This window comes from Streptomyces sp. NPDC047841 (genome assembly GCF_040704085.1).
GTDB classification, from domain to species: Bacteria; Actinomycetota; Actinomycetes; order Streptomycetales; family Streptomycetaceae; genus Streptomyces; species Streptomyces argyrophylli.
Map to the genome: position 1 here is coordinate 234,426 of NZ_JBEYRP010000008.1, position 24,230 is coordinate 258,655.

Below are 24,230 nucleotides of genomic sequence, written 5' to 3' on the forward strand. Positions count from 1 at the left end.
CTTCTCTTGACCTGCTGCTCGCCGGGGCCCACCATCACCGCATGCCACTGAGGCTGACGTTCGTCGCCGCCGCGCGCGGTGCCGCGCCGCTCGCGGAGCGCTTCGAGGACGACCGGCCGCTGGACCAGGGCGGCTGGGACGAGGTGCAGCGGGTCGCCCGGGACCTGCTGCCGCTGGCCGCCGCCGAGCTGCGCTACTGCTCGCCGACGCCGCGCAGCCGGGCCACCGGCGACGCCCTGGGCTACGCCCCGCTGGTCCAGCTCGCGCTGCGGGACTGCGACATGGGCCGCTGGCGGGGGCTGACGCCGGGCGAGGCGATGGCCCGGGAACCGGACGCGGTGGACGCCTGGCTCGCCGACCCGCGGTCCGCCCCGCACGGCGGCGAGTCGTTGCTGGCGTTCATCTCCCGGGTAGGCGGCTGGCTGGACACCCGGCCGGCGGACGACGGCGGCCGGATCGTCGCCGTGGCCGAGCCGTCCGTGATCCGGGCGGCCCTGGTCTACGCGCTGAAGGCGCCCCCCTCGTCCTACTGGAACATCGACGTCCGCCCGCTGTCCACGACGACGGTCACGGGCCGCGCCGGCCGCTGGAACCTCCGCTTCGACGGGGTTCCGGCTCAGGCCCCGCGCGGATAGCGGGCCGCTGCCTCGCGCACGTAGTCGGTGGTGAGGACGAGGTCCTTCGCGGGTCCGCCGACCCGCCACACCGTGCGCCAGCGGTCGGCGTCCCGGACGGTGAACTCGCCGCGGTAGAAGTCGGCCGCGCAGGGGTGGCCGGCGACGTACCGGCCCGTGGTCAGGTCCAGCTCGTGGAAGGGCCGTCCGTCCGCGAACCGCACGTCGGCCCGGCCGGGCGTGGGTCCCGGCAGGAAGCGCAGGGTCCGGGTGGCGGGCCGGGCCACCCCCTGCCAGGTGAAGGTGCCGGACTCCTCGTGCAGCAGCCCGCCGCCGTCCAGCGCGGTGAAGACGGTCGTCCCCGTGAAGTGCCCCGCGTCCCCGCTCGCCAGGTCGCGCACGTCACGCTCGACGCGCCACCGCCCGGCCAGATGGGCCAGCACGTCGGGCACCGGCCAGAACTCACGCATGTCCCGGAGCTTACGCGGCCCCGGTGCCGCCGGGTGCGGGGTGCCGGGTGCCCCGTGGACGCGCACGACCGCCGTCGGCAATCAGGCGGAGATGGCGGCGGCACAACCCGCCGGTCACACCCCGAAGTACTTCTGCGCCGCCCGGACGCCGTCCACCAGCGCGTCCACCTCCTGAAGGGTGTTGTAGACGTAGAAGCTCGCCCGGGTCGTCGCCGGGATGCCGTAGCGGCGGACGACCGGGCGGGCGCAGTGGTGGCCGACACGGACGGCGACGCCCCGCTCGTCCAGCACCTGGCCGACGTCGTGCGGGTGGACGCCGTCGACCGTGAAGGAGACGGCCGAGCCGCGGTCGGTGAGGTCCGCGGGGCCGACCACCCGGACCCCGGGCACCTCGGCGAGCAGCTGGAGGGCGCGGGCGGTGAGCGTGTCCTCGTGCGCGGCCACCTCGGCCATGCCCAGCCGCTCCAGGTACTCCACCGCCGCCGCGAGCCCCACCGCCTGCGCGGTCATCGGCACCCCGGCCTCGAAGCGCTGCGGCGGCGGCAGGAAGGTGGTGCGGTCCATCTCCACGACCTCGATCATGGAGCCGCCGGTGAGGAACGGCGGCAGCCCGGCGAGGAGCCCGGCGCGGCCCCACAGCACACCGACGCCGTTCGGCCCGAGCATCTTGTGCCCGGAGAAGGCGAGGAAGTCCGCGCCCAGCTCGCCCACGTCGACCGGGCGGTGCGGGACGGACTGGGCGCCGTCCACGACCACGAGGGCGCCGTGCGCGTGGGCGCGGTCGGCGAGGGCGCGCACCGGGTTGACGGTGCCGAGGACGTTGGACTGGTGGGTGAGGGCGAGCACCCTGGTGCGCTCGTCCAGCAGCTCGTCCGCCCGGGACAGGTCGAGGCGGCCGTCGTCGGTGAGGCCGAACCAGTCGAGCGTGGCGCCGGTCCGCTCGGCGAGCTGCTGCCAGGGGACCAGGTTGGCGTGGTGCTCCATCTCGGTCACCACGATCCGGTCGCCGGGGCCGAGCCGGCCGGCGTTGCCCAGCGCGTAGGCGACCAGGTTGATGCCCTCGGTGGTGTTCTTGGTGAAGACCACCTCGTCGTCGGCCGCGCCGATGAACCGGGCGACGGTGTGCCGGGCCTGCTCGTACGCCTCCGTCGCCTCGCCCGCCAGCTGGTGCGCCCCGCGGTGCACGGCCGCGTTGCGCGTGAGGTAGAAGTCCCGCTCGGCGTCCAGCACCTGGAGCGGCTTCTGGGTGGTCGCCCCGGAGTCCAGGTAGACGAGCGGCGCGCCGCTCGCCACCGTCCGCCGAAGGATCGGGAAGTCCTTGCGCAGTGCGTCCACGTCGAAGCCCACGACGGCTCACCTCTCACGGTTTCGTTCTCGATTCACCGTGAGACACGCTAAGTCCTCCTCACGCGGAACCGCAAGGATTACCATGAGAGCCGTGCGTCCCGAGGCCCCCGTCCACCTGCGCCAGCTCCCCGTCCCCGGCGAGGACGAGTACGCCGCGCTGGCTCTGGTCAACACCCGGTTCACGGTCAGCCACGGCCAGGTCGACCTGCTCGACGACACCGAGGCCGCCCACCTGTGGCTGGTCCGGCACGCGCTGCTGCCCGACCGGGTGAGCCTGAACGGCAGGCAGTCCGGCCGGCTGCGGGCCCTGCGCGAGGCGCTGCGGGCCCTCTTCGCCGCGCGGGCCGCCGGGACGCGGCCGCCCGCCGACGCCCTCGACACCCTCAACGCCACCCTCGCCGCCGCCCCCGCCACGCCCCGGCTGGCCTGGACCGCCGACGGCCCCCGCCGCGCCGACGTCCCCGACACCGGCAACCCGGCCGCCGCCGCGCTGTCCCAGCTCGCCGAGGACGCCACCGATCTGCTCACCGGCGCCGACGCGGACCTGCTCACCGAGTGCGCCGCCCAGGGGTGCGCCCGCTGGTTCCTGCGCTCCCACGGCGCCCGCCGCTGGTGCACCACCAAGTGCGGCAACCGGGTCCGGGCGGCCCGGGCCTACGCGGCCCGCAAGGCCGGTTCACCCTGAGAACACCCGCCGGAAAGCGAATGTTTTCCGGAAGGACATCGAATTCACGCGGTGTTTCCCGTGTGCGGAAGAGGTCGCCCTATTTTCCGGTGGGCGGGCAACCATCCGGAATCCCGCCCCGTCTAAGTCGGCGAATCGATGGGGCACACATTCCGTGAGGACCGCCGAAAATGCAGCGCAATACCCCGCCCGGCGAAAGCGGCACCGCGCACGGGAACCCGCACCGGCACCCGGACAGGAACAGGGTGTGAAAGCGGTCGCCCGGCCGCGCCAGGCCGCCGCCCTGCTCGCCGCCGCCGTCACGGTCACCGCCTTCTGCGCCGGTGACGTACTGGCGCGCGGCTATCCCTTCGGCCCCCGCACCCGCAGCGTCAACGACCTCGGCAACCAGTACGTGCCCTTCCACGCCCACCTGTGGGACCTGCTGCACGGCAGGGGCCACGGCGGCCTCCTCGTCAACTGGCAGTCCGGCTACGGCGCCGGCTTCCTGCCCGACCTCGGCACCTACCTGGGCAGCCCCTACGCCCTGCTCGTCGCCCTCTTCCCGCGCGACGAGATCGACCTCGCCGTCTACGCCGTCACCGTGCTGAAGACCGCCTCCGCCGCGGCGGCCATGGCCTGGCTGCTGCTCACCCTGCGCCCCGGCCGCTGGTGGGCGGCGGGCCTGCTCGGCACCTCGTACGCGCTGTGCGGCTGGAGCACGGCCGACGCCTCCTACAACCCCATGTGGCTCGACGGCCTGATCGCCCTGCCGCTGCTGTGCCTGGTCGGCGAGTGGGCGCTCACCGGACGCCGGCGCCTGACCGGCGTCCTGGTCGTCGCCCTCGCCTGGACCGCCAACTTCTACACCGCCTACATGGCCACCCTCGGCGCCGCCCTCGTCCTGCTGCTGCGCCTGCTGCTCGCGCGCCCGCCGCGCCGGCAGGCCCTCGCCGCCGCCGGCCGCGCCGCCCTCACCACCGCACTCGGCGCGGGCCTCGCCGCCCCGCTCGTCATGGTCGTCTACTTCGGCACGCAGCACGCCTACCCCGGCCGCGTACGCCACTTCGCCCCCGTGCCCACCGAGGACGTGGCCGCCCGGCTGCTGCCCGCCACCTACGGCTTCGGCTCCCCGGCCCTCTACGTCGGCGTCACCGCCCTGCTCCTCGCACTCGCCCTGCCCTTCCACCGCGCGGTCCCGGTCCGGGAGCGCGCCGGCTGGACGGCGCTGGCGCTCGCGGTGCTCCTCTCCCTCCAGTGGGGCCCGACCCACCTGCTGTGGCACGCCTTCGCCACCCCGCAGGGCAGCGCCTACCGGCAGGCGTTCGTGCTGTGCGGCCTGCTGGTCGTCGCCGCCTGGCACGCCGTGGCGTACGGCCTGCCCGACCGGCGCGCCCTCGGCGCCGCGGCCGCCCTGCTCGTGCTGGTCGTCGCCGTCGCGAGCCGCAGCACGCTGGTCCGGCCGTACACCTGGCCGGTGCTGCTGCTCGCCCTCGCGGGCACCGTCGGCGGCCTGGCCCTGCTGGGCCGCGCCGGACACCGCACCCGGCTCGCCGGGCTGGCCGTCGTCCTGCTCCTCGGCGCCCAGGTGGGCGAGACGGCCGCCACCTCGGCCGTGGCCACCCGGCTGCGCCTCGGGCACCTGGACGACTACGCGCCCTGGGGCGAGCGGCAGCGGACGCAGGCGGCGGCGATCGCCGGGGCCGACGGCTGGCCGCGGTACCGCACCGACCCCGGCCGCGAGCAGACCGTCGGCAACGACCCGCTGCTGGTGGGCGGCGAGGGCGCCCAGTACTACAGCAGCCTGACCTCGGACGTCCTCAGCCGCACCCTCACCGCCCTCGGCGACGGCTGGACCTCGCGCGGCCGCAGCCCGCAGAGCCTGGACAACGCCGTCACGGACGTCGTCTTCTCCGTCGGCGCCCGGGTGCACTCCCCGCCTGACCCGCACCAGAAGGACCCGTCCCCGTACGCCGGGCCGGTGACCGTCACCCGCCGGGACGTACCGCCGCTGGTCACCGTCCGGGCCGCGCCCGACAGGACACCGTTCGGACCGTCGCCGTACCGCAACCAGGAACTGCTGCTCGGCAGCCGCGTCTACACCGTGTCCCGCGTCACCGTGCGCGACGACGCCGGGCGGCCGCTCCCGTCCCGCCGGGTCGGCACCGGCAACGCCCTGGTCCGGCCGACGATCACCGCCCGGTGCCCGGCCGGCACCCAGGTCCACCTGTGGGCCCCGAACTTCTCCGGCACCGCGCGGCTCGCCGGCGCCAGGGAGCCCGCCCGGTTCCGGTCCCGGTTCCCGCGCAACCGCGCCGCCATGGAGCCGCTCGGCACCGCCCCCGCCTCGGGTCCGCTGCGGATCGAGCTGCGGCCGGACCGGCCCGGACGCATCCCGTCCGCCGCCGTCGGCTGCCTGGACCCGGCGCGGCTGGCCGCGGCCGCCGCCCGCCTGAAGGCGGCCGGCGCCACCGAGGTGACCGTCTCCGGTGCCACGGTACGGGCCCGGCTGCGCCCCGGCAGCAAGGGCGTCGCGGTCGTCGCGGCACCCCGGATCGCCGGCTGGCGCTGCGCCACCGGCCACGGACCCGAGCGGCCCGCCGACACCTTCCACGGCCTGATCGCCGTGCCCCTCGACGGCACCGCCACCAGTCTGACCTGCACCTTCCACCCACCCGGCCTGCGGCTGGGCACGGCCGTGGGCGCCGCCTCGCTGCTGACGCTCGTCGTGCTCACCGCCCTCACCGCCGTCCGCCGCCGGCGCGCCCCGGCGCCGCCCACGACCACTTCGCCGCGCGAGTGCCTGACCGCCGCTCACTGACCGCGCCCAGGGGGGACCCCGCATGCTGATATCGATCGTCGCGCCCTGCTACAACGAGGAGGACGTCCTCGCCCGCTTCCACGAGGAGGTCCAGAAGGTCGCCGAGGAACTGCTGCCGCTCGGCCACGACATGGAGTTCGTGTACGTCGACGACGGCAGCCGGGACCGGACGCTCGCGGTCCTCAGGGAACTGGCGGACCTCGACTCCCGGGTGCGCTACGTCTCCCTCAGCCGCAACTTCGGCAAGGAGGCGGCCCTGCTCGCCGGCCTGCGGCACGCCTCGGGCGACTCGGTGATCGTCATGGACGCCGACCTCCAGCACCCGCCGGCGCTGATCACGCGCATGGTCGAGCTGCGCGAACAGGGCCACGACCAGGTCATCGCCAAGCGCACCCGCACCGGCGACCGGTTCACCCGGACCCTCACCGCCCGGCTGTACTACCGGCTCGTCAACCGCCTGGTCGACGTCGAACTCGTCGACGGCGTGGGGGACTTCCGGCTGCTGTCGCGGCGGGTGGTGGACGCGGTGCTGGCGCTCACCGAGTACAACCGCTTCTCCAAGGGCCTGTTCGCCTGGGTGGGCTTCCCGAGCACCACCTTCGAGTACCGCAACGCCGCGCGCGAGGCCGGCCGCAGTTCCTGGAACCTGCGCGGCCTGCTCAACTACGGCCTCGACGGCCTGCTGTCCTTCAACAACCGCCCGCTGCGCGCCGCGCTCTGGCTCGGCGTGGGCCTGCTGCTGTGCGCGGGCCTCTACACCGCCTGGATCGTGGGCGCCGCGCTCGTCCACGGTGTCCAGACCCCCGGCTATGTGACCATCATCACCGCCGTCACCGCCCTCGCGGGCGTCCAGATGGTCATGCTGGGAGTCATCGGGGAGTACACCGGCCGCATCTACTACGAGGTGAAGGGGCGTCCGCACTTCCTGGTGAAGGCGACCAACGTGGAACGGACGAAAGATCTCATCCCCTGATGCGGCAGATTCTGACCTTCGCGGCGGTCGGCGTCGTGAACACGGCGGCCTACTACTGTCTTTACCTGTTGTTCCTGACCGCCCTTCCCTATCTGGCCGCGCACGTCCTGGCATTTCTGCTCAGCATGGTCGGGTCTTTTTTCCTGAACGCGCGCTTCACCTACCGGACCCGGCCCACCTGGCGGAAATTCCTGCTGTTCCCGCTGACGAACGTGACGAATTTCCTGATCACCACCGCGGGCGTCTACGTCATCGTCGACCTCCTGCACGCCGGCAGCCGCTTCGCGCCGCTGCTCGCCTCCGCGGCGGCGATCCCGGTCACCTTCCTCGTCTCGCGCCGGGTGATGTCGCCCCGATCGATTGCATAAACGTGCAGCGATACGTATAGTCATGCCATCCAGGAGGAGGATGGACATGGCGGTACGTGCGGCGGTGGCCGGAGCGAGCGGATACGCGGGCGGCGAGGTCCTGCGCCTGCTCCTCGCGCACCCCGGGGTCGAGATCGGTGCCCTGACCGGGAACTCCAACGCCGGACAGCGGCTCGGCGCGCTCCAGCCGCATCTGCTGCCGCTGGCCGACCGCGTGCTCGCCGAGACCACGCCCGAGGCACTCGCCGGGCACGACGTGGTCTTCCTCGCGCTGCCGCACGGCCAGTCCGCCGCCGTCGCCGAGCAGCTCGGACCCGACGTCCTCGTGATCGACATGGGCGCCGACTTCCGGCTCGAGGACCCGGCCGACTGGGAGCGGTTCTACGGCTCCACGCACGCCGGCACCTGGCCCTACGGCCTCCCCGAACTCCCCGGCGCCCGCGCCCGGCTCACGGGCTCCAAGCGTATCGCGGTGCCCGGTTGCTACCCGACCGCCGTCTCCCTCGCCCTGTACCCGGCCTACGCGGCCGGAATCGCCGAGCCCGAGGCGGTGATCGTCGCCGCGTCCGGCACCTCCGGCGCGGGCAAGGCCCCCAAGCCGCACCTGCTCGGCAGCGAGGTCATGGGCTCCATGTCGCCGTACGGCGTCGGCGGCGGCCACCGGCACACCCCCGAGATGATCCAGAACCTCAGCGGCGTGGCCGGGCAGGCCGTGAAGGTCTCCTTCACCCCCACCCTCGCCCCGATGCCGCGCGGGATCCTCGCCACGTGCAGCGCGTCCGCCGCCGAGGGGGTCACGGCCGACGCGGTGCGCGCCGCCTACGAGAAGGCCTACGCCGACGAGCCCTTCGTCCACCTGCTCCCCGAGGGCCAGTGGCCCGCGACGGCGTCCGTCCACGGTTCCAACGCCGTTCAGGTGCAGGTCGCGTACGACGCCGCCGTGGGCCGCATCATCGCGATCAGCGCCATCGACAACCTGACCAAGGGCACCGCGGGCGGTGCCGTCCAGAGCATGAACATCGCCCTGGGTCTCGACGAGACCACCGGGCTTTCCACGATCGGAGTCGCACCGTGAGCGACGTACGTGCAGCCGCCGGGCCGCAGACGACGACGATGGCCGCACCGCCGCGCTGCACGGGCGGAGAAGCGAACAAGGAGAAGCAGTGAGCGTCACGGCAGCCAAGGGATTCACGGCCGCGGGGATCGCCGCCGGGATCAAGGAGAACGGCAACCCCGACCTGGCCCTCGTGGTCAACGACGGGCCCCGCCGTGCCGCCGCGGGCGTCTTCACCTCCAACCGTGTGAAGGCCGCGCCGGTCCTCTGGTCCGAGCAGGTCCTCAAGGGCGGCCAGGTCTCGGCGGTCGTCCTCAACTCCGGCGGCGCCAACGCCTGTACCGGTCCCCAGGGCTTCCAGGACACCCACGCCACCGCCGAGAAGGCCGCCGAGGTGCTCGGCCGGGGCGCCATCGAGATCGCCGTCTGCTCCACCGGCCTGATCGGCGTGCCGCTCCCCATGGACAAGGTCCTGAAGGGCGTGGAGACGGCCGCCGCCTCCTTGAGCGAGCACGGCGGCGAGAAGGCCGCCATCGCCATCAAGACCACCGACACCGTCCACAAGACGTCCGTCGTCAGCGGCGAGGGCGGCTGGACCGTCGGCGGCATGGCCAAGGGCGCCGGCATGCTCGCCCCGGGCCTCGCCACCATGCTCGTCGTCCTCACCACCGACGCCGACCTGGACGACGCGACCCTGGACCGGGCCCTGCGCGCGGCGACCAGGGTCACCTTCGACCGCGTCGACTCCGACGGCTGCATGTCCACCAACGACACCGTCCTGCTGCTCGCCTCCGGCGCCTCCGGCGTCACCCCGCGGTACGAGGAGTTCGCCGAGGCCGTACGGCAGGTCTGCGCCGACCTCGGCCGGCAGCTCATCGGTGACGCCGAGGGCGCCAGCAAGGACATCAGGGTCGAGGTGGTCAACGCGGCGAGCGAGGAGGACGCCGTCGAGGTGGGCCGCTCCATCGCCCGCAACAACCTCCTCAAGTGCGCGATCCACGGCGAGGACCCCAACTGGGGCCGCGTGCTCTCCGCGATCGGCACCACCAAGGCCGCCTTCGAGCCGGACCAGCTCAACGTCGCCATCAACGGCGTGTGGGTCTGCAAGAACGGCAGCGTCGGCGAGGACCGCGACCTGGTCGACATGCGCTACCGCGAGGTCCACATCGTGGCCGACCTCGCCGCCGGCGCCGAGACCGCGACCATCTGGACCAACGACCTGACCGCCGACTACGTCCACGAGAACAGCGCCTACTCCTCATGACCACGACGCGGAAACACACGGCACTGCCGAAAGCCCAGATCCTCATCGAGGCCCTGCCCTGGCTGACCCGGCACCACGGCAAGATCGTCGTCATCAAGTTCGGCGGCAACGCCATGGTGAACGAGGAGCTGAAGGCCGCCTTCGCCCAGGACGTCGTCTTCCTGCGGCACGCCGGTCTCAAGCCCGTCGTCGTGCACGGCGGCGGCCCGCAGATCAGCGCCGCCCTCGACCGGCACGGCATCGTCAGCGAGTTCAAGGCGGGCCTGCGCGTCACCACCGAGGACGCCATGGACGTCGTACGGATGGTGCTGGCCGGGCAGGTGCAGCGCGAGCTGGTCGGCCTGCTCAACCAGCACGGCCCGTTCGCCGTCGGCCTGACCGGCGAGGACGCGCACACCATCACCGCCACCAAACACACCCCTCAGATCGACGGCGAGCCGGTCGACATCGGGCGGGTCGGCGAGATCACCGCCCTCGACACGGGCGCCATCGAGGCGCTGCTCGCCGACGGCCGCATCCCGGTCGTCTCCTCGATCGCCCGCTCCCAGGACGACGGACATGTCTACAACGTCAATGCTGATACGGCGGCTGCGGCACTCGCTGCGGCACTGGGCGCCGAAACCCTCATGGTCCTCACCGACGTCGAGGGCCTCTACGAGGACTGGCCGAACTCCGACGAGGTGATCAGCCGGCTCACCGCTGCCGAGCTGGAGAAGCTGCTGCCGGAGCTGAGTTCCGGCATGGTGCCGAAGATGGAGGGCTGCCTGCACGCCGTGCGCAACGGCGTGACGACCGCCCGCGTCATCGACGGCCGGGTCCAGCACTCGATCCTGCTGGAGATCTTCACCGACGAGGGCATCGGCACCATGGTCGTGCCCGACGAGCTTGAGGGGGACGTGCAGTGACGGGCCACCAGGGCAACCAGGGCAACCAGGAGCTGACCGAGCGCTGGCAGGGCGCGCTCATGAACAACTACGGCACCCCGCGGCTGCCCCTCGTCCGCGGTGAGGGCACCCGGGTCTGGGACGCCGCGGGCCGGCAGTACCTCGACTTCGTCGGCGGCATCGCCACCAACGCGCTCGGCCACGCCCACCCCGCGATCGTCGAGGCCGTGACCCGGCAGATCGGCTCCCTCGGCCACATCTCCAACTTCTTCATGGCCGAGCCCACCGTCGCCCTCGCCGAACGGCTCCTGACGCTGTTCGGCCGGGAGGGCAGGGTGTTCTTCTGCAACTCCGGCGCCGAGGCCAACGAGGCCGCCTTCAAGATCGGCCGGCTCACCGGGCGCACCCACATGGTCGCCACCGACGGCGGCTTCCACGGCCGCACGATGGGCGCCCTCGCGCTCACCGGCCAGCCCGCCAAGCAGGAGCCCTTCCGGCCGCTGCCCGGCGAGGTCACCCACGTCCCCTACGGCGACGCGCAGGCGCTGGCCGCCGCGGTCACCGAGGACACCGCCCTGGTGGTCATCGAGCCGATCCAGGGCGAGAACGGCGTGGTCGTGCCCCCGGCCGGCTACCTCAAGGCGGCCCGCGCGATCACCGCCGCCACGGGTGCGCTGCTCGTCCTGGACGAGGTGCAGACCGGCATCGGGCGGACCGGCACCTGGTTCGAGTACCAGGCGCACGAAGGCGTGCTGCCCGACGTCGTCACCCTCGCCAAGCAGCTCGGCGGCGGGCTGCCGCTCGGCGCGACCGTGGCCTTCGGCCGGGCCGCCGAACTGCTCCGGCCCGGCCAGCACGGGACCACCTTCGGCGGCAACCCGGTCGCCTGCGCCGCCGGGCTCGCCGTGCTCGACACCATCGAGGGCGAGGGCCTGCTCGACAACGTCAAGCGGCAGAGCGAGAGGCTGCGGGACGGCGTCGAGGCCCTGGACCACCCCTTGGTCGATCATGTCCGGGGTGCGGGCCTGCTCCTGGGTATCGTGCTCACCGGGCCGCGCGCACCGCAGGTGCAGGAGGCGGCCCAGGAGGCCGGATTCCTGGTGAACGCGCCCGCCCCCGACGTCGTACGGCTCATGCCGCCGCTGAATCTGCGCGACGACGAGGCGGGTGCGCTGCTCCGGGCGCTGCCCGGCATCCTCGACGCGGCGAACCCCGCCGACGGGGAAGGACGATCCGGAGAATGAGACGACGATGAGCGAGGCGCAGGACTACGAGGCGGGCAACGGTGCCGGGCCCGCCGTGCCGCAGACCCGCACCGCACGGCACCGGCGGATCGTGGACATCCTCAACCGGCAGCCGGTGCGGTCGCAGAGCCAGCTGGCGAAGCTGCTCGCCGACGACGGGCTGAGCGTGACCCAGGCGACGCTCAGCCGGGACCTCGACGAGCTGAACGCGGTGAAGATCCGCAACACCGACGGCGACCTGATCTACGCGGTGCCGAGCGAGGGCGGCTTCCGCACGCCCCGCGCTCCGCTCGGGGAGTCGGCGAAGGAGGAGCGGATGCGGCGGCTCTCCCAGGAGCTGCTGATCTCCGCGGAGGCCTCGGCGAACCTGGTGGTCCTGCGGACTCCTCCGGGGGCCGCGCAGTTCCTCGCCTCCGCCATCGACCAGGCGGAGCTGCACGACATCCTCGGGACGATCGCCGGTGACGACACGCTGCTGCTGATCAGCCGGGACCCCAGCGGGGGCCAGGCTCTGGCCGACCATCTGCTGCGGCTGGCACAGAACGGGCACTGACCGGGTGCGGGGCCCGGCCGCCCGGCGCAGAATGGGCATGTGATCTTCCGCGGCGAGCGGCCAGCGGGACGGGCAATCCCCTGGCGGCCGTCGAACGTACACAGAGGTGTGTCGGGTCATCGGTTCGCCGTCGGCCGCCTCCCGGACGAGGCGCTGCTGTCCGGGCTGGCCGCCGGAGATCCGGAGCTGGCCGTCATCTTCGTACGCAGGTTCCAGCACCGGGTCTTCGGCGTCGCCATGGCCGTCACCGGGGACCAGCAGCTCGCCGAGGACGTCGCCCAGCAGACGTTCGAGCGCGCGTGGCGCCACGCGCAGATCTACGACTCGCGCCGCGGCTCGGTCATGACGTGGCTGACGACCATCGCGCACAACCTGGCCGTCGACGCGGTCCGGGCCCGGCGGACGGAGCCGGTGGCTCCCGAGGACCTCGAAGACCTCCTGGACGCCGTCACCGAGACTCCCGAGCGGTGGGCACTGGCCGACGAGGCGTCCGCCCAGGTCCGGTCCGCCCTGGCACGGCTGCCACGGGAACAGGCCAGGGCGCTGATGATGGCCGGCGTCTACGGCATGACGGCCCGGCAGGTCGCCGACGCGGAGCGGATCCCGCTGGGTACCGCCAAGACGCGGATCAGGACGGCGATGGCGCGGCTGCGCGCCGCCGTCGCTTCTCGGGAACGGGGCGGCCATGTCCAGTGACGCGAACTGCGAGAAGCTGCGGGAGATCGGTCCCGAGCTGGCCCTGGGCGTGCTGCCCGGCCGGGAACGGGCCGAGGCGGTCGCCCATCTGGACCGGTGCGCGGACTGCCGGGAGTACGTCCGGCAACTGACCCTGGTCGGCGACCGGCTGGTCGGTCTGCTCCCGGACCGCGAGCCGCCGCCCGGCTTCGAGACCCGCGTGGCGCGCGGCCTCGCCCGGTCGGCGGCGTCCGAGGGGCAGCGGCCGGCGGGCGCCCCCGGCCGCTCGCGCCGGGGCCTGCGCCACGGCGCCCGGCGGCACCGGGTACGGGTCGCCGCGGTCGGTGCCGCGCTCGCCGTCGCGGTCGGCTTCGCCGGCTGGGCAGCCGGCACCGCCGTCGAAGAGGTCACCGCCTCGCCGCCGCCCGCCGTCGAGTCCGAGCCGGTGCTCGTCGGGGACATGACCCCGGCCGGGCGCGGCGGGCAGTCCGCCGGCGAGGTCTACGCCCACCCCGGCGCGCCCGGCTGGATGTTCCTGACCGTCGCGCTCACCCGCCCCGGCACCCGGTACACCGGAAGGGTCACCTGTTTCCTGGAGCGCGCCGACGGCACCAGCGTCCGCGTCGGCGACTTCACCGTGCGCGACGGCCACGGCGCCTGGGGCGTGGCCGTCCCCGTCGACCTCACCCGGTACTCCGGGGCCCGTCTGACGTCGTCCGACGGCACCGTCCTCGCCACCGCGCGGCTGCGCGAGGCGCAGGTCGTCACCCCGAAGACGTGAACCGGTCCGCTCAGCCGTCGCGGGGGCGGCACGGGAGGGCCCGGCACGGTCACGGTGGCGCGGCCCGTGGGCCGTCCGGACGGGCGTCGGGACCGGTCGGGTGCCGGGGGCCAGGGGGCGTCCGGTTCGGCGGTGACGCTCATGCTCCCACCGCTCCCGTGTGCAGCCGGTGCAGCCGGGCGTAGGCGCCGCCCTGCCCGAGCAGGTCGGCGTGGGTGCCGTGCTCGGTGATCTGGCCGTGGTCGAGCACCAGGATGCGCGTGGCGTCGCGGACGGTCAGCAGGTTGTGGGAGATGACGACGGTCGTGCGCCCGGCCATGAGCCGGCGCAGCGGGTCCATGATCCGCCGGCCGGACCGGGCGTCGAGCCCGGCCGTCGGCTCGTCCAGGAGCAGGACGGGCGCGTCCCGGACCATCGCGCGGGCGATCGCCAGGCGCTGGCACTGTCCGCCGGACAGGGTCCGGCCGCGCTGGCCCACCAGGGTGTCGTAGCCCTCCGGGAGCAGCTCGATGAAGTCGTGGGCGTCCGCGGCCCGCGCCGCCGCGACGATGTCCGAGTCCGTGGCGCCCGGCCGCCCGTAGGCGATGTTGTCCCGCACGGTGCCGTGGAAGACGAGCGTCTCCTGGAGCACCACCGCCACGCTGTCCCGCACGTCGGACAGGCCGAGCCGGCGCAGATCGGTCCCGTCGAGGCGGACCGCGCCCCGGTCGGGGTCGTAGAAGCGCAGCTGGAGCTTGGCGATCGTCGACTTGCCCGCCCCGCTGGCCCCGACCAGCGCCAGCGTCTCCCCGGGCGCCGCGTGGAAGGATACGTCCGACAGCGCCCAGGAGGGGCCGCCCGGGTAGCGGAACCACACCCCGTCGAACTCCACGTCCCCCCGGGCGCGGCCGGTGCGCCGGGCGTGCGGGGACTCGGTCACCTGGGGCCGCTGGTCCAGCAGCTCGATGATCCGTTCCGCCGAGGCGGAGGCCGCGTAGAAGGTGGTGCCGAGGCGGGACAGGCCGCGGACCGGGCCGTACAGCTTGCCGATCAGCGCGAGGAAGACCAGCAGTCCGCCGAGCGTGAGCTGCCCCTGGGCCAGCTTCCAGGTGCCCAGGCCCAGCACGGCGAGGCCGCCGGCCACCTCGATGACCTCCACGACGGGCCCGTACACGGCACGGATCCGCGCCGAGGCCATCGCCGCCCGGAACCGGCCCAGGTTCTCCCGCTCGAACCGGCGCTGCTCCCAGCCCTGCCGGTTGTACGCCTGCACCAGGACGACATTGCCCAGCGACTCCTCGGCGATCGCGCTGAGCGAGCCGCTGCGGCGCCTGCGCTCCCGCGACGCGTCCTTGAGCAGCCGTGAGAAGTGCCGGGCGGCGCCCCAGAACAGGGGCACGACGACCAGGGCGAACACGGTCAGGTCCCAGCGCAGGCAGACCAGCAGGCCCAGGAAGACGGCCAGGCGGACGGCGTAGTAGAGGGCGTCCGCCACGCCCGAGAGCAGGAACGTCTCCACCGCGTCGACGTCGCCCGTGACCCGGGACAGCACGTCGCCGAGCCTGCGGCGCTCGAAGAAGCCGAGCGACAGCCCCTGGACGTGCCGGAACACCTCCGAGCGCAGGGCGAGCAGGAAGCGCTCGCCGACCCAGGTGGACGTCACGTCGTCGGCGAAGCCGAGGATGCCGGAGCACAGGACCAGGCCCAGAAAGGCCGGCGCGATCCACAGGAAGGGGTGCAGGTCCCGGGGGACGAGCACGTCGTCCACGAGGATCTTGAAGAGCCACAGCTCGGCGGCGTCGACGGCGGGGCCGGTCACGCTGAACAGGACGACGGGCACGAGCCAGCGCCGGCCGCCGCGGGTGTACGGCCAGAACCGCCGGAACACCTCGCGCGGGGGGACCCTCGGCGCGGTCGCGACCACGGCATCGGAGCTCTCCCCGCTCGGGAGCGGACGCCGCAGGACATGCGCCATGGCACGGGTTCCTCGTCACGTGCGTCGGGGTCGCGTCGCCCGGGGCCGCGTTCCCCGGGCACCGGCCGGGCGGACCGGGGCCTTGGTCCCGCGGTCCGCTCGGCTTCGTACGCGGTCAGTAGGTGTCGTGGTCGTGGCGGTCGCCGTGACCGTGGCGGTCGTCGTGGTCGTGGCGGTCGCCGTGGCCGTGGCCGTGGTCGTCGTCGCGGTCGTGACCATGTCCGTGCCGCGAGCCGTCGTCCCTGTCGCGGTTCCGCATCGCGGGCAGCAGACTGCTGAAGATGGCCATGTCGTCTCCTCCTGGAAATCGCCCCACAGGGGATACGTCCGAGGGCGGACGTCGGATGGCGTCGCGGGGGAGGGAATTCCGGACGGCGGACCGGGAGCCGCGTGAACTCCCGGGCGGTGCACGGGGAGCGGGCCGCTCTCAGCCCAGCCGCGCCGCCAGCCCCCCGGTGCACCGCACCTCGTCGCCGGCGGTGATCAGCAGGGCCTCCACGTCCGGCAGGGACTCCAGCCAGTCCAGCCCCGCCCGGGAACCCATCGCGAACGCGGCCGTGGCCCAGCAGTCGACGAACGTCAGACGCGGCCCCACGACCGTGACCGCCACCAGGTCCGTCACCGCGGACCGGCCGGTGCGCGGGTCCACGATGTGCGCCCCCCGCTCCGCCGTACCGGACGTCGCCACCGCCAGCTCCGCCGTGCCCGCCGCCGAGACCACCGCCGCCAGCCCGCCGGGCCGGAGCGGATCGGACACCCCCACCCGCCAGGCACGCTGCGGCTCGGGCGCGCCCAGCAACTGCACGTCCCCGCCCCCGTTGACGCTCACCCCCCGCACCCCGGCCAATGCCGCCAGCAGCCGCGCCGCCCGCTCGGCCGCCCAGCCCTTGACGATGCCGGTGGGGTCCAGCGAGCCCCGGTAACGGGTGCTGAACCACCCCTCGCTCACCCGCTCCGCCTCGGCCGCCAGCTCCAGCACCTCGGCCACCTCGGGGGCGCACCGGGAGACGTCCAGCTCATCCCGGGCCAGCCGTGACACCTCGCTGTCCTCGCGGTAGGTGCTGAACAGCGCGTCCGCCCGGTGCAGCCCGGCGACGGCCTCGGCGAGCGCCGCCCGTACCGCGTCCGGCTCCCCGCCGCGGACGTCGAAGGAGAAGACCGTCCCCATGACCTCCTCCGCGTGACGCACCGTGGCGGGCGCCTGAGCCTCCTCGGCCATCGTGTCAGCCACCGGCCTGGTCCAGGGCCGACTGGAGGGACTGCCGGTAGCCGGTGCTGGTGTAGGTGGCCCCGGAGACGGAGTCGATGTCCGCCGTTCCCGCCGCCACGGCTTCCTGGTTGAGTCTGGGGACGGCGAGCTGGGTCTTCTGGTCGCTGAGGCCGCCCTTGGGGGCCTGGACCGCCTCGGCCTTCGTGATCTTGCCGGCGGTGAGCGTGATCCGCACCTGGACCGGCCCGTACTGGGTCTGCGCGGTCTGCCCGGTGACGGTGCGCGCCTGCGTCGAGCCGGTGGTGCCCGAGGTGCCCGGTGACGCCGGTTCGACCTTGTCCAGCGCGGACTGCAGCGACTTCTTGTAGCCCTCGCTGGTGTAGGTGGCCCCGGAGACGGCGTCGATGTCCGCCGTTCCGGCCGCCACGGCTTCCTGGTTGAGTCTGGGGACGGCGAGCTGGGTCTTCTGGTCGCTCAGCCCGCCCTTGGGGGCCTGGACCGCCTCCGCCTTCGTGATCTTCCCCGCGCTGACGGTCAGCCGTACCTGCACGGCCCCGTACTGCGTCCGCACCGCGTCACCGGTCACCGTGCCGGAGCCGGCCGGGGCCGCGCCCCGCGCTCCGCCCTGCGGCGACTCCTGCCCGGCCGCCGGCGCCCGCGGTGCCGCGCCCGCCGCCGACGCGGCGGCCGGATCCGACGCCGGCTTCAGCGACAGCAGCAGCACGACACCGGACACGGTCGCGGCGGTGGCCAGCACGACCCGCCGCACGGGGTGGCTCTTCCTCATCGCTTCGCAGCTCCGCTCACATCTCGAACGACTCGTGGTGGATACGGCGGGCGGGGACCCCCGCCTCGCGCAGTGCCTCGTACACGGACTGCGCGAACCCGGGCGGACCGCACATGAAGACGTCGTGCCGGTCGACGTCCGGGATCTTCCGCCGGAGGTTCTCCGCGGAGATGTCCGGCCGCTCGCCCTCCGGGCTGTTCACCGCGTACATCAGCCGGGCCCCCCGCTCCTCGGCGATGGCCGCCAGCTCGTCCCACAGTGCCAGGTCCTGGGTGGTGTTCGCCCGGTACAGGAGCGTGATGTCACCGGCGGCGCCGGGCAGCGTCTCGAACAGCGCCCGCATCGGCGTGATGCCCACCCCGCCCGCGACCAGCAGCACCTTGCCCCGGCTGCGCCGCTGCGCGGTGAGCGCGCCGTACGGGCCCTCCGCCCACACCTTCGTCCCGGGCTCCAGCTCGCGCAGCCGGGCGCTGTGGTCGCCGATCGCCTTCACCGTGATCCGCAGCATCCCGGGGCGCGGCGCGGCCGAGAGGGAGTACGGGTGCGAGCTGAACCGCATCCCCGGCGCGAGGAACCGCCAGCGGAGGAACTGGCCCGCCTCCGCGCCCATCCGGTGCAGCTTCCGGCCGCCGATCAGCACCGACACGATGCCCGGCGTCTCCTCGATCACCGCTTCCACGTACATGCGGTGCCGCAGGTTCAGCCGGATCGGGGTGAGGATCCGGTACCAGAGCACCAGCGCGGTGACCGCGCCGTACAGGCCGTACCAGAAGGTCTTGGCGGCGGGCTGAACCGCGAAGTCGTTGCCGGTGGTGATCTGGTGCCAGAACGTCAGGAACACCGCCGCGTAGGTCAGCAGGTGGACGTGGTACCAGGTGTCGTACGGCAGCCGGCGGCGTACCGGGCCGATCGACGTCAGCCCGATGACCACGAACAGGCCCGTGCCGACGGCCGCCTTGCCCATGTCCGGCAGCTGGCCGACGGAGTCGGCGGTCTGCTGGACGATGTCCCCGAGGGACCTGCCGGCCTGGCGCGCGTACCCCCACATGACGAGGAAGACGTGGGCGACGACCAGGCACAGCGTGTACCGGCCGCTCATCGCGTGCCAGCGGGCCACCCGGTCGGAGCCGACCCGCCGCTCCAGCGCCGGCACGCGCGCCATCTGGAGCACGACCAGCGCCATCAGATAGCCGGCCAGCAGACCCGTGATCCGGCCCGCGCCGAGGATGCGGCCGGTGTCGTCGGCGATGGACGGGGTGTCGTGCCACCAGAGCCACAGCACGGCCGCCGCGCCCGCCCAGACGGCGAGCAGCAGCGGTACGGCCGGGGAGCGGCGCGGGCGGATGCGGCGCATCGTCTGTCGGCGGGCGGCACGTCCGCCTGCGAGCGTGGTGGTCACGGTTCCTCCGTGGGGACTTGACCCTTGGCCCACAGATACGTGCCGCACGACGGGAGTGTTCAGAGCCCCGCCGAGTCCAGCGCGGACTGGAGGGACTGCCGGTAACCGTCACTGGTGTACGTCGCTCCCGACACCGTGTCGATCTCCGCGCTCTGCGCCGCCAGCGCCTCGCGCCGCAGCTGGGGCAGCGCGTAGCTGTTGATCTCCTGGTCGCGCGGGTTGTCCTGCGGGTAGCTGACGGCCGTGACGTCGGTGAGCCTGCCGTCCCGCACGGTGACGCGCACCTGGACCGGGCCCCAGCGGGTCTGCACGGTGTCCCCGGTGGCCGTCGCGGTCCCGGAGGCCGAGCCGGAGCCGTGCGCCGGACTGCTCGACGCGGCCGGGGACCTGGTGCTCGCCGACGCCAGCGTGGGCGCCGTGTGCGGCTTCAGCGCCAGCAGCAGCACCATCCCGGAGACGGTCGCGGCGCTCGCCAGCACGATCCGGCGCAGGGGACGGTTCTTGTTCAACGCGTGCATGTCCGGCTCTTCTCCGTCTCTTCGCGGGCCTTGCCCCGGCTCACAGCTCGAACGACTCGTGGTGGATGCGGCCGTCCGCCACCCCGGCCTCCCGCAGCGCCCGGTACACGTCCTGGGCGAAACCGTGCGGCCCGCAGAGGAAGACGTCGAGGTCGTCGGCGAGGCCCGGGAAGGTGGCGCGCAGGGAAGCCGCCGTCAGGGGCGGGCGCTCCCCGCCCGGACCGTTGAGCGCGTACAGCACCCGCCCGCCGCGCCAGCGGGCGATCGCCTCCAGCTCGCCGCCCAGCGCCAGGTCCTCGGCCGAGCGCGCCCGGTACAGCAGCGTCACCTCGCCGGGGAGCGTCTCGAACAGCGCCCGCAGCGGAGTGATGCCGACACCGGCGGCGATCAGCAGGGTGCGCCGGCCGGCGGCCCGGTCGGCGGTCAGGGCGCCGTACGGGCCCTCCGCCCACACCCGGGTGCCGGGGCGCAGCAGGGAGACGGCCGCGCTGTGGTCGCCCAGCGCTTTGACCGTGATGCGCAGCAGGTCCGGGCGCGGCGGCGCCGACAGGGAGTACGGCGTCGACGTCCGGCGCATGCCCTCGGCGAGGAACCGCCAGCGGAGGAACTCGCCCGGCCGCGCCCCCAGTTCGTCCAGGCGCCGGCCCCGGACGACGACCGAGTACACCCCCGGCGCCTCCCGGTGGACGGAGTCCACACGCAGGCGGTGGCGCAGGTTGAGCCGCACCGGGGCGAGGACCCGGAACCACAGCACCAGCGCCGCCACGCCCAGGTACAGCGCGTACCAGGCGGCGGTCGCGACCGGTTCGCCGTTGAACTGGTCACCGAGGGCCAGCTGGTGCCCGAAGGCGAGGAAGACGGCCGCGTACGTCAGCAGGTGGACGTAGTACCAGAACTCGTGGCTCGTCCGGCGGCGCACGGCCCGCGCCGAGGTGACGCCGACCGCGAGGAGGATCACCGTGCCGGCGGTGGCCTTCAGCATCTCCGGGTAGTCGAGGACGACGGTCACCGTCTCGTGCCAGAGGGAGGCCCCGTCCTGGGCGGCGTACCCCGCGAGGATCAGCACGACGTGCGCGAGCAGCAGGCAGACGGTGTACCGGCCGGCCTGCGCGTGCCAGCGCGCCACCCGGTCCGAGCCGACGCGCCGCTCCAGCAGCGGCACCCGCGCCATCAGCCCGACCAGCACCGCGCAGGCGTACCCGCACAGCAGCCCGGCGATCCGCCCGGCCCCGGTCAGCCACCCGGCCGCCCCGACGACGGACCCGGTGCCCGCCCACCAGAGCGCGAGTACGGCCGCCGCGCCCGCCCACAGCAGGGCCAGCACGGGCCCGGCGGGGGAGCGCCGTGCGGTCACGGGCAGCGGCGGGGCCGGGGCCGCCCGCCGCGTCTCCACGGTGGTCATACGATGTCGCCGTCCTTTCGTCCGTCGGCCAGGCCACTGTGCGGGGCGAAGCTCTGAAACAGCTCTGAGCGAGGCCCCGCCGGGGCGTACTCACAGGAAACTCAGAGGCGGCCGCCTCACCCCGGGCCCCGCGGACCGGCGATGCTGGGAGGCGCGATGAACACCACCCCCTCCGGCCGCCCCGCACTCACCCGCCCCGACGGCACCCCGCTGCGCGTCCTCGTCGTCGACGACGACCCCGACCTCGCGGAGGTGCTCACCGGAGCCCTGCGCTACGAGCGCTGGGAGGTACGCGCGGCCGGCGACGGCGCTGCCGCCCTCGCCGCCGCCCGCGAACTGATGCCCGACGCCGTCGTCCTGGACGTGATGCTCCCCGACACCGACGGCTTCGCGGTGCTGCGCCGCCTGCACGAGGTGAAGCCCGACGTGTGCGTGCTCTTCCTGACGGCGCGGGACGCGGTCGAGGACCGTATCGCCGGGATCACCGCGGGCGGCGACGACTACGTCACCAAGCCCTTCAGCCTGGAGGAGGTCGTCGCCCGGCTGCGCGGCCTGCTGCGCCGGGCCGGCATGGCCCGCACGCAGGAGGAGGGCCCGCGGCTGGCCGTCGGTGACCTGATGATGGACGAGGACGCCCGCGAGGTGACCCGGGCCGGCGAGCTGATCGACCTGTCGCCGACCGAGTTCGAGCTCCTGCGCTTCCTCATGCGCAACCCGCGCCGGGTGCTCAGCAAGGCGCAGATCCTCGACCGGGTCTGGTCCTACGACTTCGGCGGCCGGGCGCACGTCGTCGAGCTGTACATCTCCTACCTGCGCAAGAAGGTCGACGCGGGCCGCGAACCCATGATCCACACCGTGCGCGGCGCCGGCTACGTCCTGAAGCCGGTGACCAGGTGACCCCGCCGCGTCCCCGTGCTGTGCGTCCCCGCACCCTGCGGGCCCGGCTCACCGTCGGACTGGTGACGCTGCTCGCGGTGAGCTGCGCGGCCGTCGGCCTGGCCGCGGTCGTGGAACTGAACGGCTTCCTCACCCAGCGCCTGGACGAACAGCTCACCCAGGTCGGCACCCGCTTCCCGGAGAGCCTGGAACACGACGGCCTGCTGCCCCACGCACGTGACGACCACGACGGCGACGAACAGGGCGACACCCGCCGCATGGCCACCGGCACCTTCGGCGCCCGCCTGCTGAACGGCACGGTCACCAACACGGGGCTGATCCGCTCCGGGAACCCCGCCGCCGACCTGGACGTCGACCTCACCGCGCGGGACGCCGGCCGGCTGGCCCGGGTACCGGCCGACGGCAGACCCCACACCGTCGACCTGTCCGCCCTGCACGACTACCGGGTCGTCGCCTCCCCGGGCCGGGACGGGGACGTGCTGCTCGTCGGCCTCCCGCTGGAGCCGGTCCAGGCCGCGGTCCACCGGCTGGAACTGGTGGCCGGCGTCGTCTTCGGCCTCGCCCTGGTCGTCACGGGCGTGGCCGGAGCCTGCTGGGTCCGCTGGTCGCTCCGGCCGCTCAGCCGGGTCGCCGCCACCGCCACCCGGGTCAGTGAACTCCCGCTGGCCAGCGGCGAGGTCGCGCTGCCGCCACGGGCCCCGGACACCGACCCGCACGGCGAGGTCGGCCAGGTGGCCACGGCCTTCAACCGCATGCTGGGCCACGTGGAGGACGCGCTCACCAAGCGGCACGCCGTGGAGGAGCGGCTACGGCGCTTCGCCGCCGACGCCAGCCACGAACTGCGCACCCCGGTCGCCTCCGTGCGCGGCCACGCCGAGCTGGCCCTCCTGCACCCCGGTCCGGTGCCCCCGAAGGTGACCCGCGCCCTGAGCCGCATCACGGCCGAGTCCGCCCGCATGGGCGAGATGGTCGACGACCTGCTCCTGCTCGCCCGACTGGACGCCGGCCGCCCGCTGGAACGCCGGCCGGTGGACCTGACCCGCCTGGTCCTGGACGCGGTGACGGACGCCCGCGCCGCGGGCCCGGCCCACCGCTGGACCCTGGACCTGCCCGAGGAACCCGTGACGGTGCCGGGCGACGCCCACCGCCTCCACCAGGCGCTGGCCAACCTGCTGGCCAACGCGCGTCTGCACACACCGGCCGGCACCAAGGTGACGGTCACTGTGGAGGCGGGCACCGCCCACGCCACCCTCTCCGTCCACGACGACGGCCCCGGCGTCCCGGAGGACATCCGGCCCACCGTCTTCGAACGCTTCACCCGGGCGGAACACCGCCGCCGCACCGATGCCCCCGGAGGAGGAGCGGGCCTGGGCCTGTCGATCGTGGCGGCGGTGGCGGAGGCACACGGGGGGAGCGTGGAACTGGAGAGCCGGCCGGGTGCCACGTCGTTCACGGTGAGGCTGCCCACGGCGCCCTGACGGGCGCTGTCACAGCTCCGGCCGGAAGAGGGCGCCCAGCCTTCTCGGCGGGGCGAGGCGTTCGTACGCGGCGGCGGCGCCCGAGCGCCCTAGGACCGCGCGCGGATGGCGAGGGCCTCACCGGTCAGCGGTGTCCACCGGGGCGACCCCGAACCACTCGTCGTCTTCAGTAACGGCCGACCGCCGTGGCGCCCTTCGCCGTGCCGATCGCGATGTGCGGCTTCGCCGCGGGGTCGGTCCAGGTGAGGATGCGGCGCATGGCGTCCTGGGGCACCGACACGCAACCGGCCGTCGCGCCGCGGCCGTTGACGTGCAGGAAGATCCCGGCTCCGCGTCCGCGCACCGGCCGGTCGTAGTTGAAGGCGATGACGAGGCCGTACGCGTACTGGGTGCCGTAGTCGGTCAGGTGCTCGGACTGGGCGGCGCGGCAGTCGGCGGGGAGCGGGTCGACCCAGCGGTTGTAGGAGCGGGAGTCGTTGTCCTGGCACCACCAGGAACTGTCCCGGACCGGGCGGTACGCGACGCGTGTGCCGGCCGGCGCGGCCTTGGTCCCGAAACCGAAGGGGAGGCCGTACAGCCCGGTCGGTGTCGTGTTCGTGCCCTGGACGCGGGCGGCGCCGTCGACGAGCCCGCCCGCCCCGAACCGTGCCGGTGCGGAGCCGGCCCGGACCCACTGGCCGTCCCGCAGGTCCCACCAGCTGACCGTGCCCGTCGTGGCCGCGGTGTCCGGGGCCTGGGCGACGATCAGCTGGCGGCCGCCGCCCGTGTCCGCCATCCCGGCGGGCAGCGGCACCGCGCCGCGGCCGGGAGCGGCGCCGAGCAGGGCGAGGGCCGAGGCGGAGACGAGGGCGAGGAGCACACCGGGGCGCATGG

General features: G+C 74.0%; 24 protein-coding genes. 14 read left to right on the top strand and 10 right to left on the bottom strand.

The window, feature by feature from the left end; all coding sequences use genetic code 11:
• Nucleotides 1-41 precede the first annotated feature (41 nt).
• Nucleotides 42-635 (top strand): histidine phosphatase family protein, encoded by a 594-nt coding sequence (locus AB0947_RS15240; protein ID WP_366750808.1) that lies wholly within the window; start codon nt 42-44, stop codon nt 633-635.
• Here the strand turns inward: AB0947_RS15240 and AB0947_RS15245 are convergent.
• A complete protein-coding gene (locus AB0947_RS15245; protein WP_366750809.1) occupies nt 617-1,084 on the bottom strand; it encodes a DUF6314 family protein in 468 nt (155 codons plus the stop codon). The two genes, AB0947_RS15240 and AB0947_RS15245, sit on opposite strands and share 19 nt — an antisense overlap.
• A 114-nt stretch (nt 1,085-1,198) precedes the next feature.
• Nucleotides 1,199-2,431 carry a cysteine desulfurase gene (locus AB0947_RS15250; RefSeq protein WP_366750810.1) on the bottom strand — a complete coding sequence of 411 codons (1,233 nt, stop codon included), beginning with the start codon at nt 2,429-2,431 and terminating at the stop codon, nt 1,199-1,201.
• 82 nt (nt 2,432-2,513) lie between these two features.
• On the opposite strand from AB0947_RS15250, the gene AB0947_RS15255 reads away from it, so the two are divergent.
• The 11 genes from AB0947_RS15255 (at nt 2,514) to AB0947_RS15305 (ending at nt 13,712) form a co-directional block, all read left to right on the top strand.
• Entirely contained in the window at nt 2,514-3,116 is a 603-nt protein-coding gene (locus tag AB0947_RS15255; protein ID WP_366750811.1) for an ABATE domain-containing protein, read from the top strand.
• Between the two features lie 247 nt (nt 3,117-3,363).
• Nucleotides 3,364-5,916, top strand: a complete 2,553-nt coding sequence (locus AB0947_RS15260; protein WP_366750812.1) for a YfhO family protein — start codon at nt 3,364-3,366, stop codon at nt 5,914-5,916.
• 22 nt (nt 5,917-5,938) lie between these two features.
• Nucleotides 5,939-6,889: a glycosyltransferase family 2 protein gene (locus tag AB0947_RS15265; RefSeq protein ID WP_366750813.1), complete on the top strand. Its 951-nt coding sequence runs from the start codon at nt 5,939-5,941 to the stop codon at nt 6,887-6,889.
• Nucleotides 6,889-7,257, top strand: a complete 369-nt coding sequence (locus tag AB0947_RS15270; protein WP_366750814.1) for a GtrA family protein — start codon at nt 6,889-6,891, stop codon at nt 7,255-7,257. The genes AB0947_RS15265 and AB0947_RS15270 overlap by 1 nt, the downstream gene beginning before the upstream one ends.
• A 46-nt stretch (nt 7,258-7,303) precedes the next feature.
• The gene (gene argC, locus AB0947_RS15275; RefSeq protein WP_366750815.1) at nt 7,304-8,332 is read left to right on the top strand and encodes an N-acetyl-gamma-glutamyl-phosphate reductase; all 1,029 of its coding nucleotides are present in this window, start codon (nt 7,304-7,306) and stop codon (nt 8,330-8,332) included.
• A gap of 88 nt (nt 8,333-8,420) precedes the next feature.
• A complete protein-coding gene (gene argJ / locus AB0947_RS15280; RefSeq protein ID WP_366750816.1) occupies nt 8,421-9,575 on the top strand; it encodes a bifunctional glutamate N-acetyltransferase/amino-acid acetyltransferase ArgJ in 1,155 nt (384 codons plus the stop codon).
• Nucleotides 9,572-10,480, top strand: coding sequence for an acetylglutamate kinase (gene argB / locus AB0947_RS15285; RefSeq protein ID WP_366750818.1), 909 nt, complete (start codon nt 9,572-9,574; stop codon nt 10,478-10,480). Before argJ ends, argB begins: the two co-directional genes overlap by 4 nt.
• Before the next feature lie 59 nt (nt 10,481-10,539).
• The gene (locus AB0947_RS15290) at nt 10,540-11,703 is read left to right on the top strand and encodes an acetylornithine transaminase (protein WP_366750925.1); all 1,164 of its coding nucleotides are present in this window, start codon (nt 10,540-10,542) and stop codon (nt 11,701-11,703) included.
• 7 nt (nt 11,704-11,710) lie between these two features.
• Nucleotides 11,711-12,256, top strand: coding sequence for an arginine repressor (locus AB0947_RS15295; protein ID WP_014671617.1), 546 nt, complete (start codon nt 11,711-11,713; stop codon nt 12,254-12,256).
• A gap of 108 nt (nt 12,257-12,364) precedes the next feature.
• Complete coding sequence (locus tag AB0947_RS15300) at nt 12,365-12,952, top strand: sigma-70 family RNA polymerase sigma factor (RefSeq protein WP_366750819.1); 588 nt, start codon at nt 12,365-12,367, stop codon at nt 12,950-12,952.
• Nucleotides 12,942-13,712 (top strand): hypothetical protein, encoded by a 771-nt coding sequence (locus tag AB0947_RS15305; protein ID WP_366750820.1) that lies wholly within the window; start codon nt 12,942-12,944, stop codon nt 13,710-13,712. Before AB0947_RS15300 ends, AB0947_RS15305 begins: the two co-directional genes overlap by 11 nt.
• Before the next feature lie 139 nt (nt 13,713-13,851).
• Here the strand turns inward: AB0947_RS15305 and AB0947_RS15310 are convergent, their stop codons facing one another.
• From AB0947_RS15310 to AB0947_RS15340, 7 genes are all read right to left on the bottom strand, one after another.
• Entirely contained in the window at nt 13,852-15,666 is a 1,815-nt protein-coding gene (locus tag AB0947_RS15310) for an ABC transporter ATP-binding protein (RefSeq protein WP_366750821.1), read from the bottom strand.
• A gap of 115 nt (nt 15,667-15,781) precedes the next feature.
• Nucleotides 15,782-15,955, bottom strand: a complete 174-nt coding sequence (locus tag AB0947_RS15315; RefSeq protein ID WP_366750822.1) for a hypothetical protein — start codon at nt 15,953-15,955, stop codon at nt 15,782-15,784.
• Nucleotides 15,956-16,093: 138 nt separating this feature from the next.
• The gene (locus tag AB0947_RS15320) at nt 16,094-16,885 is read right to left on the bottom strand and encodes an FAD:protein FMN transferase (protein WP_366750926.1); all 792 of its coding nucleotides are present in this window, start codon (nt 16,883-16,885) and stop codon (nt 16,094-16,096) included.
• 4 nt (nt 16,886-16,889) lie between these two features.
• Nucleotides 16,890-17,663 (bottom strand): FMN-binding protein, encoded by a 774-nt coding sequence (locus AB0947_RS15325; RefSeq protein WP_366750823.1) that lies wholly within the window; start codon nt 17,661-17,663, stop codon nt 16,890-16,892.
• Nucleotides 17,664-17,679: 16 nt separating this feature from the next.
• Nucleotides 17,680-19,062 carry a ferredoxin reductase family protein gene (locus AB0947_RS15330; protein WP_366750824.1) on the bottom strand — a complete coding sequence of 461 codons (1,383 nt, stop codon included), beginning with the start codon at nt 19,060-19,062 and terminating at the stop codon, nt 17,680-17,682.
• A 59-nt stretch (nt 19,063-19,121) separates the two neighbouring features.
• Complete coding sequence (locus AB0947_RS15335; protein ID WP_366750825.1) at nt 19,122-19,580, bottom strand: FMN-binding protein; 459 nt, start codon at nt 19,578-19,580, stop codon at nt 19,122-19,124.
• Between the two features lie 40 nt (nt 19,581-19,620).
• Nucleotides 19,621-20,982, bottom strand: coding sequence for a ferredoxin reductase family protein (locus tag AB0947_RS15340; RefSeq protein ID WP_366750826.1), 1,362 nt, complete (start codon nt 20,980-20,982; stop codon nt 19,621-19,623).
• Nucleotides 20,983-21,138: 156 nt separating this feature from the next.
• On the opposite strand from AB0947_RS15340, the gene AB0947_RS15345 reads away from it, so the two are divergent.
• A complete protein-coding gene (locus tag AB0947_RS15345) occupies nt 21,139-21,879 on the top strand; it encodes a response regulator transcription factor (protein WP_366750827.1) in 741 nt (246 codons plus the stop codon).
• A gap of 20 nt (nt 21,880-21,899) precedes the next feature.
• Nucleotides 21,900-23,357 carry a HAMP domain-containing sensor histidine kinase gene (locus tag AB0947_RS15350; RefSeq protein ID WP_366750828.1) on the top strand — a complete coding sequence of 486 codons (1,458 nt, stop codon included), beginning with the start codon at nt 21,900-21,902 and terminating at the stop codon, nt 23,355-23,357.
• 166 nt (nt 23,358-23,523) lie between these two features.
• Here the strand turns inward: AB0947_RS15350 and AB0947_RS15355 are convergent, their stop codons facing one another.
• Nucleotides 23,524-24,228 carry a L,D-transpeptidase family protein gene (locus tag AB0947_RS15355; protein ID WP_366750829.1) on the bottom strand — a complete coding sequence of 235 codons (705 nt, stop codon included), beginning with the start codon at nt 24,226-24,228 and terminating at the stop codon, nt 23,524-23,526.
• Nucleotides 24,229-24,230: the final 2 nt, after the last annotated feature.